Annotated in this window: 11 protein-coding genes and 1 tRNA gene; 4 read left to right on the top strand and 8 right to left on the bottom strand. The window is 68.4% G+C overall.

Translation table 11 applies throughout. From position 1 onward, the window contains the following. Positions 1-310 (bottom strand): ClpX C4-type zinc finger protein (locus tag PFX91_RS19865; RefSeq protein ID WP_285734104.1); only part of this gene is annotated, 310 nt, incomplete at its 3' end. A 288-nt stretch (positions 311-598) separates the two neighbouring features. On the opposite strand from PFX91_RS19865, the gene PFX91_RS19870 reads away from it, so the two are divergent. After that, a complete protein-coding gene (locus PFX91_RS19870; RefSeq protein ID WP_285734107.1) occupies positions 599-1,303 on the top strand; it encodes a hypothetical protein in 705 nt (234 codons plus the stop codon). A gap of 29 nt (positions 1,304-1,332) precedes the next feature. Here the strand turns inward: PFX91_RS19870 and PFX91_RS19875 are convergent, their stop codons facing one another. Continuing rightward, entirely contained in the window at positions 1,333-2,412 is a 1,080-nt protein-coding gene (locus tag PFX91_RS19875) for a TetR/AcrR family transcriptional regulator (RefSeq protein WP_285734109.1), read from the bottom strand. A gap of 1,140 nt (positions 2,413-3,552) precedes the next feature. Between PFX91_RS19875 and PFX91_RS19880 the strand changes: the two genes are divergently transcribed. Beyond that, positions 3,553-5,997 carry a M14 family metallopeptidase gene (locus tag PFX91_RS19880; RefSeq protein WP_285734111.1) on the top strand — a complete coding sequence of 815 codons (2,445 nt, stop codon included), beginning with the start codon at positions 3,553-3,555 and terminating at the stop codon, positions 5,995-5,997. Positions 5,998-6,758: 761 nt separating this feature from the next. Here the strand turns inward: PFX91_RS19880 and PFX91_RS19885 are convergent. Further along, complete coding sequence (locus tag PFX91_RS19885; protein ID WP_285734112.1) at positions 6,759-7,100, bottom strand: hypothetical protein; 342 nt, start codon at positions 7,098-7,100, stop codon at positions 6,759-6,761. Positions 7,101-7,189: 89 nt separating this feature from the next. Here PFX91_RS19885 and PFX91_RS19890 point away from each other — a divergent pair, with 89 nt between their 5' ends. Further along, positions 7,190-8,326 carry a Shedu immune nuclease family protein gene (locus PFX91_RS19890; RefSeq protein ID WP_285734113.1) on the top strand — a complete coding sequence of 379 codons (1,137 nt, stop codon included), beginning with the start codon at positions 7,190-7,192 and terminating at the stop codon, positions 8,324-8,326. 159 nt (positions 8,327-8,485) lie between these two features. On the opposite strand, the gene PFX91_RS19895 is transcribed toward PFX91_RS19890, so the two are convergent. The 4 genes from PFX91_RS19895 to PFX91_RS19910 form a co-directional block, all read right to left on the bottom strand. Further along, a tRNA-Val gene (locus PFX91_RS19895) sits at positions 8,486-8,559 on the bottom strand. A 50-nt stretch (positions 8,560-8,609) separates the two neighbouring features. Then, positions 8,610-9,068: a peroxiredoxin gene (locus PFX91_RS19900; RefSeq protein WP_285734115.1), complete on the bottom strand. Its 459-nt coding sequence runs from the start codon at positions 9,066-9,068 to the stop codon at positions 8,610-8,612. Between the two features lie 91 nt (positions 9,069-9,159). Continuing rightward, positions 9,160-9,585 (bottom strand): DUF3052 domain-containing protein, encoded by a 426-nt coding sequence (locus PFX91_RS19905; protein WP_285734117.1) that lies wholly within the window; start codon positions 9,583-9,585, stop codon positions 9,160-9,162. Positions 9,586-9,775: 190 nt separating this feature from the next. Beyond that, a complete protein-coding gene (locus PFX91_RS19910) occupies positions 9,776-10,186 on the bottom strand; it encodes a YjbQ family protein (RefSeq protein WP_285734119.1) in 411 nt (136 codons plus the stop codon). Positions 10,187-10,313: 127 nt separating this feature from the next. On the opposite strand from PFX91_RS19910, the gene PFX91_RS19915 reads away from it, so the two are divergent. Continuing rightward, the gene (locus PFX91_RS19915) at positions 10,314-11,957 is read left to right on the top strand and encodes an alkaline phosphatase D family protein (RefSeq protein ID WP_285734120.1); all 1,644 of its coding nucleotides are present in this window, start codon (positions 10,314-10,316) and stop codon (positions 11,955-11,957) included. Positions 11,958-12,000: 43 nt separating this feature from the next. Here PFX91_RS19915 and PFX91_RS19920 read toward each other — a convergent pair whose 3' ends face one another. After that, positions 12,001-13,116, bottom strand: a complete 1,116-nt coding sequence (locus PFX91_RS19920) for a hypothetical protein (protein WP_285734122.1) — start codon at positions 13,114-13,116, stop codon at positions 12,001-12,003. Positions 13,117-13,384: the final 268 nt, after the last annotated feature.

Below are 13,384 nucleotides of genomic sequence, written 5' to 3' on the forward strand. Positions count from 1 at the left end.
GCTCACTCTCCGACCGCACCCGCTTGTAATGGTTGTACACCGCCACCGACAACGCCTTCTTGGCCTGATCCTGACCGATCACATACGAGTCCAGGAACTCATAGATCTCCCGAGGCTTGGGAAGGGACTCGTCCTCGTTCCCCGTGGGAAGGGCGCCGTCCTCGTCCTCCATGATCTCGTTGCACAGGCCGACGCACTCGTCGCAGATGCAGATATGGCCGGGGCCGGCGATCAGTCTGCGGACCTCGCTCTGGTCCTTGCCGCAGAACGAGCATTTGAGCAGGGGCCCACTGGCACCGGTGCGTGTCACTGGAAACGTTCTCCTCACGCGGGTCGCGCCCGGGTGTGTCGGTGAGGTCACAAGCCAGATGTTTTCAACATCCGAAATCTCACGGTATCCCCTGCCGGAACGGGTGGCAAAGCAGCGCCGTCGCGCATCGGTCAACCATGATTGACTTCTTCGGCCTGTCAACATAAGTTGACAAGCCGAGGGTTCGACCTCTCGGACCAGCGAAGACGTGCGCGAAGCCGCAGGGCTTGCGCCTTCCGGAAGCGAGCAGCCGGGGACATGGTGCGTGTCCCGGGAACGGAGGAGACCATGACCGTCGCGTTCGACGACGAGCCCGAGCAGCCGCACGTGTGGACGGACCGCGGTTTCACCGCCCCCGACGCGCGTCGCTGGATCGGGGCGGGGTTCACAGTGGAGGAGGCGGTGCGCTGGCGCGAGGCCGGCGTGTACCGGCCCAGGCCCGCGCAGGCGTGGCGGACCGCGGGGGTGACGCCCCGGACTCTGCGCCCTCTGCTCAGGGCCGGGATGACGCCCCGGGACGCCGTGCGCTGGCACGAGTTCGGCTACTCCCGCGCAGAGGCCGTGGAACGACACCTGGCCGGCGAGCATCCCCGTCCGCGGCGTCCGTGGCGCACGCTGCTGCCCGTACGACGGAGCCGCGGTCTCGACCTGAGCGACGCGCAGGCCGAGTTCATGGACGCCCTGCTGTCGATCGGGGTCCCCGCGACCACGGCCCGCGCCTACCTCGACGCCGGTTGGCGGCGGGAGGAGGCGGCGCTCTGGGCCCACTCGGGGGTCGACCCGGTGCGGGCGGGGGTGTACCGGGCGCTGGGGTTCTCCGCACGCGAGGGGAGCGCGCCGGCTCGGGACGGCCGCGAGGCCCTGGACCTGCTATGCCAGTGGTGGGACGCGGGTGTACCCCGTGGTGAGGTCGCCGCCTGGGTGAGGGCGGGGCTCGGTCCGGCCGCCGCCGCCCGGGCCAGGGCCGAGGGCTCCGGACCACCGACGGTCTGACCCGCTCGTGCGGTCGCCGGCCCCTCGACCTACCCGTGGGCCGTGATCGGGTCGAAGGAGGCCACGGCGTGGCAGGCACCGGGGGCCTCGGAGCGGGCCGTGATCCGCCCGTCCTCGACACGGACGGCGGCCTCCGTGGCGTCGCCGACCGCGGTCACGCCCGCGGCGGCGGCGATCCGACCGGACTCGTCGAACACCACGCGCAGGCGCGGCCAGGCGCTCTCGGGGAAGGCCTGGCGTAGACAGCCGCACAGGTCGGCCACGGCCAGCCGGGCCAGGGGGATCCGTTCCGCCGGGTCGTCGGTGACCACCACGGCGGTCACCTCCACTCCCTCCGGAGCGGAGCGCAGGGCCTCCTCCGCCGCCTCCAGGCGGCCCACTCCCAAGACGGCCACGACCCCGTCCCCCGCCAGGGACACGGTTCGTCGGCGGACCGCGTCGAAGACCTCCGGCGGCGACCACTCCCGATCGACCGGTCCGGCCGAAGGCGCGTACACCAGGCGGGGCGGCGGCCAGGCATCGTCCAGGTCCAGGTCCGCCAGGCGTTCGCAGGCGCGGACCACCGTGAAGGGGTCCACGAAGCCGGGCGCGATCCCGAGCACCTGCCTGGCCCCGTGCAGGGTGGTGAGCACGCTCTCGGCCACGCGCACCCGGCGTCCACCCGGCTCGGACGGGGGCTCCAGCGCCTCCAGCGCGTCGCCGAGCAGGATCGCGTTCAGCCGCATGAGTTGGGCGAACGCGTCGCGGTTCGCGTCGCCGGCGAGGATCTCGGGGGTGAGAGCGGAGCCGATCAGCGAGGGTCGACCCGTGAGGGGGAACCGGGAGACCCAGGCCCGGGCGAGCGCGCCCAGTACGGCGCGAGGGGTGTGTCCGGGCTCGGAGCGCACGTTCTGGGCGACGTGCTCGGCGCCCTCGGCCAGGACCGAGAAGTACAGGGCGCGTTTGCCGGGGAAGTTGGAGTAGACGGCGCCCCGGGTGAGATCGACACGTTCGGCGATGCGATCGACCTTGGCGTCACGGAAGCCGTGCTCGGCGAACTCCTTCCTGGCCGCGGACAGCACACGCGCCCGGTTACGGGCCTGTTGTTCCGCCCTCGTGAGCCGGGCCATCGTCCTCCTTCGCCTCAATGTCCGCCCCATCCTACGTTGGGATATCCCCGTCACCCAGATACTCTCCACATCCAGATGCTGAGAGCATGTGAAGTGAGGGTCCACCGACCATGGGCGCGTACGCGTTCCGCACCCGCGGTCTGGTCGAACGCTTCGGAGGGACCGAGGCCCTGGCGGGGGCGGATCTCGCCGCACGACCCGGTTCGGTGCTCGGTGTCGGGTCTCCCAAGGCCTACATGCAGTACCTGTTCTCGGGGGATCCCGGTCATGGGCGCCGGACCGAACGGCATGCTCTCCAGCGGCCTGAGCATCGACATCGCCATGGAGAAGGGCGTCTTCGACCGGTTCCGCGGCCTTCCCGTCAGCCGGCTCGCCCCCTTCTCGGCTCGGTCCCGGCCGACATGGTCCGGTACGCGGTCGCTGTGGCGCTGCTGTTCGCGATCGCTTCCTTCTGGGGTTCCGGGTCGAAACCGACGCGCCCTCCGCGCTCGCCGCCGCACTGGCGATCGGTTTCGGCTCCGCCCTGAGCTGGGTCACCGTCCTCCTCGGCGTGCTAGTGCGGAACCAGAACACCGTCCTGGCGTTCGCCTTCCTCGCCTTCCTGCCACTGCTGCCGGGGACGAGCCTGGCCGCCCCGGCGGACACGCTCCCGGGCCGGCCGCGCGCCTGGGCGGAGGTCGACCCGGCCTCCCGAGGAAGTACCCGGCGTCCGGGTCCTCGCTCGATCCGAGCCCCGTACCGCGCCCTGTACCCCACTCGCTCGGTGTCCGTCCGGTGTCCCGGTCCCGTGAGGAACCCCCGTGTCGACGGCCCCGGCCTCGAACCGGAGCCCCAGGTTCGGGGAATTCATGCTCTTTTTCCCCTTTGGTGACCTTGACGTGACTCAGGCGACACGGCAACCTCTGACGCACAGCCAGATGTGGGTGCGCGACGGTGACCGCGCCGTCCACCCGGGCACTTCCCCCCGACCCCCGCCCCTCCCCATCCCAGAGCACGTAGATCCCCACAACGGTGTGAGTGCTGTCGAGTGGTCCCGCGGTCGGTCCGACCGTGCCCGTAGCCCCCGCCCGAACGGCGGTGGCGCCACAGGTCGCGGACGACGGGTGACCGACCCGCTCCGTGCTGAGCAGAAGGACTGGGATGCGACAGTCAGTGACATCGTCACGGCATCGGCGTGTGAGCCGGGCCGGCCTCTCCATGGGGACGGCCATAGCGCTGCTCCTGCCGACGGCGGTACCGGCGTCCGCCGAACCCACCACGACGAAGTTGGAACTCGACGAGACGTCGGTGGTGGAGATCTTCCTCCAGGACCGCGACGAGTTGGACCGGCTGGTGGAGCTGGACGGCGACATCGCCCAACTGGAACCGACGGCCGACGGCGGCTTCGTCGCCCAGGCCGTGGTCAGCCCCTTCGCGTTGGACACCTACAACGAGGCGGGCCTCACCTTCGGTGACGTGATCTACACCGAGTCCGACGCCGAGGAGCGTCTGGCCGAGCGGGAGGAGACCATCGCCCGGCTGCGGGCGGAGAACGAACCCGCGGCCGAGGACGGGGTGGGCACCCTGTCCGTCACCGAGGACCTGGAGATCCTCCGGGCGGACTACTTCGAGAGCCGTAACGGCGACTTCCTGTCCGTGGAGGTCAGGTCCAGCCTCGGACAGACCGAGAACTTCCAGCTGACCGTGGAGCGCGACGCCGGGCCCGGCACCGAGATCGGCGACGGCGGAACGCAGACGCTGGGTCGCTTCGTCGACGTCGGCGTGTACATGTACCACCGCGGCCAGGCCCGGGTGGACGAGCGCCCCGAACGCATCCGGGTCACCAGTCCGCACGGCGGCAGTGCCGTGGCGAAGGTCACCGAGTGGCTGCCCGACCCCGACAGGCCCGGGGACCCGCTGCCCTACACCGACTTCCTCAACGCCTACATGACGCCGGGCGAACTCTACGACCGGATCCACCAGATCGCCGACGAGTACCCCGACATCGCCGAGGTCATCGAACTGCCCCACCGGACCAACGGCTACCGCCGTCACGCCCAGGCGATCCTCGGAGTGAGCGTCAACGGCCAGAACGCCGCACGCGGCGTGGTCGTGGAGACACTGGCCTACGGCCACGAGGGAGGAAACGACGTCGTCGTGGACCTGTCGGACCCCTCCAGGCCCGACTCCGCGTTGTCGGTGGACGTGGAGGGCGACGAGATCACCGTCCACCTGGCCACCGACGGCGACGGTGCCGTCACCACCACCGCGGCCGAGGTCGTGGACGCGATCAACGCCGCGGCCGGCGACATGGTCCGAGCCTTCACCTTCCGGGGCAACGCCGGCCAGGGGGTGGTCCGTGCCGAAAGGGTCCAGGCCGACGACTTCCTCAACGCCCCCGAGGAGGTGTCGCGTGAACCGGCCCCGGTCTACGCGCTGCGCATCGGCGCGACGAGGGACGGGTCCAAGACCGGGGTGCTGGGCTATGCCCAGGAGCACGCCCGGGAGTGGCAGACCCCGCTGGTGACCATCGAGACCGCCGAACGCCTGGTGCGCAACTACGGCATCCACGACACCACCACCGAACTGGTGGACGAACTGGACATCTTCCTGATGCCCTCGTTCAACCCCGACGGCGCGAACTACTCCTTCTATGACGTGCCGCTGCACCGCAAGAACATGACCAACTACTGCGACACCGACGGGGCCCGCGACCAGTGGGCCGTGGCGCAGGGAGCGCAGTGGGGCGTGGACAACAACCGCAACTACGGTGCCTACACCCTGTGGGACGGTTACTCCGGCGCCTCCTTCAGCTGCACCGGCACCAGCTTCGCCGGTCCCCGGGAGCTGGGACCGCTCTCCCAGCCGGAGAACAAGAACCTGGTGTGGTTGGTCGACACCCACGACAACATCGACTTCTCGATGAACATCCACTCCTCCGGCGACTACTTCATGTGGTCCCCCGGCGCCTACATCGCCGACGGCCGCGTCTCCACCCCCCGACCGACCGCGATGCAGGAGAGCTACTTCTGGGAGGCCTCCGCCGGCATCCTGGGCGCGATCAAGGAGCACCGCGGCACCGTGGTGACCCCGGCCCGTACCGGCCCGATCATCGACGTGCTCTACTCCGCGGCGGGCAACTCCGGTGACCACCTGTGGTACGAGAACGGGATCTTCGCCTGGAACTTCGAACTGGGCCAGGCCGGGTTCCAGCCACCGTGGGAGGAGGCCCACGCCCAGGGCATGGAGTACGCCAACGGGCTGTACCACATGCTGGAAGTGGCCCTGGACTACCAGAACGACCGGTTCCGGCCGCGTTCGGACGTCTCACCGCGCCCCGGTGAGCACGACGGACCGGTGGAGGTCACCTTCAGCACCAACGAACCCGCCGAGATCTACTACACCCTCGACGGCAGCCGTCCGACCTTCGACTCCCCCAAGCTCGAACTGACGGGGGTGCGCGGCGGTCTGGAGACCCTGCTGATCGAGGAGACCACCACCGTTCACTGGTTCTCGGTGGACATCGCCGGCAACGCCGAAGGCGGTTACGACCCCGACGGCAACGCCCGCAACCACCGCCGGGGCACCTGGACCGTTCTGGAGTAGTCCTCAGAGCACGGTGAGGGGCGCGGGTCGCGGGTCGCCGGTCTCGGACGGGCGCGGACGGCGGCCCGCGCCCCACGTGTGAGGGCTGGAGCCCTGCGAGGGGCGGGGTGGAGACGGCGAGGTGGTGGGGGCGGGTGAGGCCCCGGGGTGGGCGTGGTGGGCGGGCGAGCAGGTGGACGGCGGATCCCGGACGGGTGTGGTGGCCGGGTGTGGACGGCGGTCTCCGACCTACTATTTCCCCGTGATCTTGCTCCCAGCGTCACTGGGAGCGCCCGACAGTGACACCCCGAGCAAGATCACCGGGAATAAGGCACGCTTCTCCACCCGGGCGGCACAGAGGAAGGCCTGCTGTTCCCTGGCGGGGACCGGGAAGGGGCCGAGGAGACCGGAGGAACGGACCACGGTGACGGCCGGGATCGGGAGGCGGCCTTCCCGACACCACCATGATGGACCAGTGGATCTTGCTCCCGGTGCCACCGTCGACGGTCGACAGTGACGCCGGTGTCACTGTCACAGGATCGTGCCGCGCGGCGATCGCCACCACCTCTTGGAGGCGTCCATGGCGCAGATAGACATCGGACCACCGACGGTCTCGTACCCAAGGATCACAGGAACCGAAGCAGTATTACGGATTCCAAGCCCTGAGCGCTTCCCGTCAGGAGGCCCACCCCAATCTAAAGGCCCCTGGAAGTCGTTCCGCCAAAACCTTGGTCATATACGGTAGGGGCATCCAGAACTCCCCTCTCCTGGAACCGACGGCCTCACCACTGCTGACTGGCCGCAAAGCACGCCTTGAGCCAGAGCGCTTCAGAGGGGTCGAGGATCACATCACCGACCACGGGAACGTCTCCAAGAAACCTTCTGGCATCCGGAGAAACGCCTTCCGTGTCGGCCCCCAATGTTGGCGGCCCTTGCATCAGTTTCGGCTTCCAGCCCACATCGGAGTGGAGCAGGATCGCGTGACCCTCACCCTGCTTGCGCACGAAGACCAACTGCCCGCCGTGTTCGTTGACGAAGCGGGACACATAGTCATTCTCTGAAAGAGCATGGCCACTCAGTTTAGAGAGTGTCCGGCCAAGCTCGGCCCGGATTTCCTTGTTCACCCGCAGAACGTTAGCTCCTATGGCATTCTCGTTCAATGGGGTACAGATCAGGATCTACGCTCGTACGACTCATGAGAGAAGCGCGTCGGATGACCGACTCGACCGAGGTCCTCCGCCACCTTGACGCGGCACTCGACTTCACGACCTCGGGCCCGGACACCGGCGGACACCGCTACCCGAGAGGCGCTGCACTCGTCAGGCACCTCCGGGAAGCCTCTGCTGCGGCCAGCCGACTCAACCACGCAGAACTGAGCACCCGACTCTCCCACTTCGCCGACTACGCCGCCGGGGAGCTCCCCTTGTCACTCCTCGAAACATGGTACATACCTGGCCACAGGGAGTATGAAGAAAGATTCATGCAAGCGATTCTAGCGGTTGGTCTGAACCGCGGCGCTCAGATGATCGAGGAGTTCATGAAGGATAGACCCAACGCGAACGCGCACGAGGTGAACGAGTGGTTCCAGAGGGCAGCTAAAGCGATGGAGCAATGGAGCATCGGGGAGAGTCGAATGGGGGGCATAAAATTAAAGCAAGACAAAAAAGATCATCTGACCTGGCTCAAGCGCATCCAGCTTGTCTTCAACGATGCAGCAGACCAAATAAGCATCCCACCTGATGTGGTCAAGGAAATATCAGAGATACCCGGGTCCGAGCTGATCGCTCAAGCAGTCCAGTGGCAAAGACGAAGGTCTGCACTTACCCGTTTGCGCACCGTTATAGAGAACCCGAAAAGCACCGAGAAGAATATCCACAAAGAGCTCAAGCAACAAACCTGGATTTTTGGCGGTCGTTACTTGAAAGAGATCGCCCGGCGACGTCTCACGACAACCGATGAGATCGACATACCGCTCCTACGTGGCGATGGGTCGCTTCATGTGATCGAATTGAAAAAGGCTGTGGTCCCCAACCTCGTGGAGCCGCTGCGCTCTCACTATGCCGTAGGAACCGAAGTCCATCGTGCCGTATCCCAGGCCGCCAACTACCTGCGCTCCCTGGACGAGAACCGGGCGTTGATACTCGCCGAGCACGGAATCGAGTGTCGCAGAACCTTCGCGACCGTCTTGATCGGCCACTCCAGATTCATCGATCGTGCATACGATCCGACTGAGGTGGCTGCCACCCTCAGAACTTACAACGCCGCGCTGAGCCGGATCGAAGTGATCACCTATGGGGAGTTGATCGAGGCGGCCGAGCGTACTCTCAGTCTCGACGAAGAGCCCGCCTGACTCGTCCGTGAGCCCCGCCAAGGCCCCGTTCGGCGACCTCAGGCCGCCGGACGGCGTGATCCTGGTGGACCTCGGGCGAACCGACGACAACCCCCGGGAAACGACGAGACGACCCCGCGAGGCGACCAAAGGCCCCCGAGCAGGGTCGTCCTGAGTCCGTGGGCGCGAAGGGACTCGAACCCCTGACCTATTGCTTGTAAGGCAATTGCTCTGACCAACTGAGCTACGCGCCCTTGCGTCGCACGAGATCATACCGCTTCGCGGTGGTCCTCGCGCCCAGGTCTCAGACGACCTCGCGCAATCGCTTCAGGTACTCCTCCACGTCGCGCGGCTCGCCGGGCCCGGTGAGGACCGACCAGCGCACGACGCCCTCCGCGTCGATCAGGAAGGTCCCCCGGCGGGCGACCCCCCGTGTGGGATCGAACACCCCGTAGTCCTCGGCCACCCGACCGTGCGGCCAAAAGTCCGACAGCAACGCGAAGGGGAACCCCTCGCGGTCGGACCAGGTGCGCAGGGCGAAGACCGAGTCCACCGACACCGCCAGGACCTCGGCGCCGAGCTCGGCGAACTCGGCGTGACGTCGACTCAGGTCGGCGAGCTCGCCCGAGCACACCCCGGAGAAGGCCAGTGGGTAGAAGACCAACAGGACCGGGCGACCACGCAGGGAGGCCAGACGGACGTCCTGTCCGTACTGGTCCTGAAGCGTGAACTCGGGCGCGGCGGCCCCCATGGGCACGTTCATGTGTCGCTTTCCTCGACCCGCGATCCGCCGGACGGCGGACATCGCTCAGTACCGCGCGCCCTCCGACGGGACGCGCGGCACCGTACACCTTTTATCGCTTGGGGACGACCAGGCGCGTGCCCGACCAGTCGGCGCCGACGCTGACGGCGCTGGTCTGGGAAAGTCCCGACGTCGTCGCGGCCTCGGCGACGTCGTTGGGGGACACGTGCAGTTCACGCCCGGCCTTCGGCGTCAGTACCAGGATGGTCCCGCCGTCGGCGATGGTGGTCACGGTGTCCATCAACGCGTCGGTGAGGTCGTCCTCCTCGTCGGAGCGCCACCACAGCAGTGCCGCGTCGACGTCCCCGTCGTAGTCCTCGTCGACCAGCTCCTCACCGGTGATCTCGGTGATGGAGGCGCGCAGGCCCTCGTCGACGTCGTCGTCGAAGCCGAATTCCTGCACCACCTGACCCGGCTTGAATCCGAGTCGGTCAGCCAAGCCACGTTCGCTCTGTGCCTGGCCCGCGGTCGCGCTCACGAAAGTTCTCCTCCACAGATGGTTTTTCTCAATCTTGCCTGCACGAAGCAGTTGTCACAACGATGCCGGGCCGTTTTCGTCGCCCGTCACGTGCATTCCCGACCATCGCTGATGGCCTAGTTCACACGCTAGTGGCATGTTCCGTCAACGCGCTGCCAAACCTGCCCGGTTTCCTTTTCCCCCGACCTCCTCAGGAGGAGGTCAGGAAGGACAACCGCACCCGCCGGTCCGGGTTGTCCACGTTCAGGTCGACCACGGCGATGGACTGCCAGGTGCCCAGTCCGAGTTCGCCTCCCAGGACCGGAACGGTCGTCTGGGGCGGTATGAGGGCCGGCATCACGTGCGAGCGCCCGTGCCCTGGGGATCCATGCCTGTGTCGCCACCTGTCGTCGGCCGGCAGCAGGTCGTCCAGGGTGGCGAGCAGGTCGTCGTCGGACCCCGACCCGAGTTCGATGATCGCCACACCCGCGGTGGAGTGCGGGACGAAGACGTTGAGCAGGCCGTCACCGCCCGTCCGGGCGACGAAGTCGCCGCACTCCCGGGTGATGTCGGTGATGCTCTCGGATCCACCCGTGTGCAGCTCAAGGATCTGTGTCCGCATAGCGCCACCTTCGCGCAGGTACGGCGCTCGTGCAACCACCTGTTCGCACATGTGGATGGCGTACCGCCCCATGACCGAGCATACTCATCCACCAGGGGTGCGAACCTGGACGAAGGGAGGGGAAGCGGTGACTGCTTCTTTACGCCTGGGCCCCCTGCTCAGGCACCCGGGGTCGACCACGGCCACGGTGTGGCTGGAGACGGACGCGCCCTGCCTGGTACGAATCCTGGTCGACGGGACCACGGTCGCGAGCGCGCGGACCTTCACCGTGCACGGTCATCACTACGCCCTCTGCACGGTCGAGGAGCTGACACCCGGCTCACGCCGGCCCTACGAGGTGTTCCTGGACGAGGATCGGGTCTGGCCCGAGCCCGACAGTCCGTTCCCTCCCAGCACCTTGAGCACCGTGGACCCCAAGACGCCCACACGGCTGTTGTACGGCTCCTGCCGCACGCCCACAGGCGACGCCCCCGAGGGCGTGGTCCGCTACGGACCCGACATGTTGAGGGCCGCCGCACGGCTTCTGGCCGGCGAACCCGTGGAGGGCGATCCGGTCCTGCTGCTCATCGGCGACCAGGTCTACGCCGACGAGGTCCAGGAGCCCATGCTCGCCTTCCTGGCCCGGACCCGTGGACAGGACGATCCCGATGGCGCCCCCGCGGACGAGGTGGTCCGCTACGAGGAGTACGCCGAGCTGTACCGGCAGGCCTGGAGCGACCCCCAGGTGCGGTGGCTGTTGTCCACCGTGCCCACCCTGATGATCTTCGACGACCACGACGTGCGCGACGACTGGAACTCCTCCTCCGCTTGGCGCCGCGACATGGACCGGCTTCCCTGGTGGCGCACGCGCATCACCAATGCTCTGGGCTCGTACTGGGTCTACCAGCACCTGGGGAACCTGTCCCCTGAGGAGCGGGACCGGGATCCGCTGTGGAAGGCCGTGTGCGGGGTCGACGACGACGCCGCGGAGGAGGTCGACGCGTTCGCCTGGCGGGCGCACAGCGAGCCCTCCTCCTACCGGTGGAGCCACCGTCACGACCTCGGCCCGATCCGGGTCCTGGTGACCGACACCCGCTGCTCCCGGGCACTGGGCGAGGACGACCCCTCCGACGGCTCACGGTCGATCCTGGGACCCCGAGGCCACCAGTGGCTGGACGAGCACCTCACCGGTGGCCCCGAGCACGTGGTGGTCGCCTCCACCGTCCCCGTCATGCTGCCTCCGGCCGTCCACCACCTGGAGGCGTGGAACGAGGCGGTGTGCGCGGGGGCCTGGGGCCGGGCCCTGCGCGAACCGGCCGAGAGACTTCGGCGAGAGCTGGATCTAGAGCACTGGGCCGCCTTCCAGTACTCCTTCCGCCGTCTGTCAGACACGGTCGGTCGAGTCTGCCGGGGTGAGCGCGGTCCGGCGCCGTCGACCGTGCTCTTCCTGAGCGGCGACGTACATTTCTCCTACCTGGCGCGGGTCCGGGGCGTGGGCGGCAGGGTGGCCCAGCTGGTCTCCTCCCCCCTGTGCAACCAGGTGCCGCCCTCCATGCGCCGGATGATCCGTCTGTCGGCGAGCCGACTCCTGCAACCGGTCGGACGGATCCTGTCGTGGTCGGCCAAAGTCCCCGCACCCGCCCTGCGCTGGCGGTTGGAGGAACCCCCGTACTTCGGCAACACCCTCGGGGAGGTCTCCTTCGACGGGCGCGAGGCGCGCGCGGCGTGGTACCACTGCCACGAGGGCGGCGCGGACGCCCTGCCGACGGTGCGGCGTCGGGCCGAGCTCTGAGAGTCCGACACCGCACCGTTCGTTCCCCGTGCCCGGTCCGCGGTCAGTGCTTGTTGGCGTGGGGGCGCCGGGTGGACGGCGTCCCGCGCCGGGTCCGGCGCACCGCGAGTCCGATCGCGCCGCCGCCCTGCCTCAGGATGGAGCGGGCCCGGTCCACGGTGTCCCACGCGACGCCGGGGAAGGGAGCGGCGCCGTCGCCGGTGCCGGCTCCGCCCGCGGTCACCGGCTCGGGCCTCCCCGTGTCCCCGCCGGTCTCCGAGCCCTCCAGGTGCGGCAGCACCCGGGTCGGACGGAGCTCGCCCTCGGCGGTGCCCGCCCGCGACGCCTCCCGCGTGGACCCTTCGCCCTCGCCGCGCTCCGACCCTTCGGAGTCCTCGGTGCCCTCACGGGAGTCGGTGGTCAGGTGGGGGAGCACCTCGGTCGCCTCCTCGTCGGCTCCGTCCAGCGGACGGAGGGGGCGGGTGCGCTCTTCGGCCGAGACGCCCTCGTCGTCGGCGCTCTGGCGCTCCTGCTCCACGGACCGTTCCCAGGCCTTCTCCTCCTCCTGCGCACGCCGCGCCTGCTTGGCGTTCTCGGCCCGCCAGGCGCGCCAGGACTTCCTCAGGGTGGTGACGATGGGCCAGGTCACCCGGGCCGGACGCGACAGCGCGTGCCACAGGTAGGCGGTGGTGCCCCATGCCTCCATGGCGCGACGCGCCCTGGTGATGGTGAAGAAGGTGGGTATGGCCAGCAGCAGTTGCGGCCAGGCCAGCAGCAACGCGGCGAACAGGGGGTACATGCCGCCGCCCACCACCGACGCCGCGGCACCGATCACCACCAGGACCAGGGCCAGGGCGATGCGCAACTCGGTGAACTGCCGGAAGCGGTGCAGTGAGCGTCGCGCGGACACCTGCGGGGAGAGCCCCTCGGGCAGGGGCGTGGGCTGTACCACCAGCGCCAGCAGGAGGGTCCCCACACCCACGCTCGCGGCCAGCAGGATGGTCCACCCCGAGGCGGAGAGCGTGCCGCCGACCAGGAGGTGGACCACGCCCAGCACGGGCAGTGGGGCCGGGAGCCAGAACAGCGCACGTCTGCGCAGTTCGCCCTCCTGCGTGGGTTGGAGAACGAAGTCCTTCGTCCGATGGAAGAACCGGGAGAAGATCCTCGGTCGTTCTGCCACAGCCTTAACCCCCAAGAATGTCGTAACGGGCGGTGCGGGGACCCGCGCCCGAGGATGGAATGTCAGTTCCACCGGTCCCATCGTCCAACCGCCCACCACAAAGTTATCCCTTTTCGCGCAGCCCCCGGACGCACACGGTCAGTTACCGATATGCCCGACGCAGGTGAAACCTCCATAAGCGAGCAGACATCGAAGGCAACGATCAGGTTACGCGCTCGGTTCCCCGAATCGGTCGCGTGGCTGTTCGGCACGGCCCGGCGGCCCTCGC

Source organism: Nocardiopsis sp. ATB16-24, from assembly GCF_030271535.1.
In the GTDB taxonomy this organism is placed as follows: domain Bacteria; phylum Actinomycetota; class Actinomycetes; order Streptosporangiales; family Streptosporangiaceae; genus Nocardiopsis.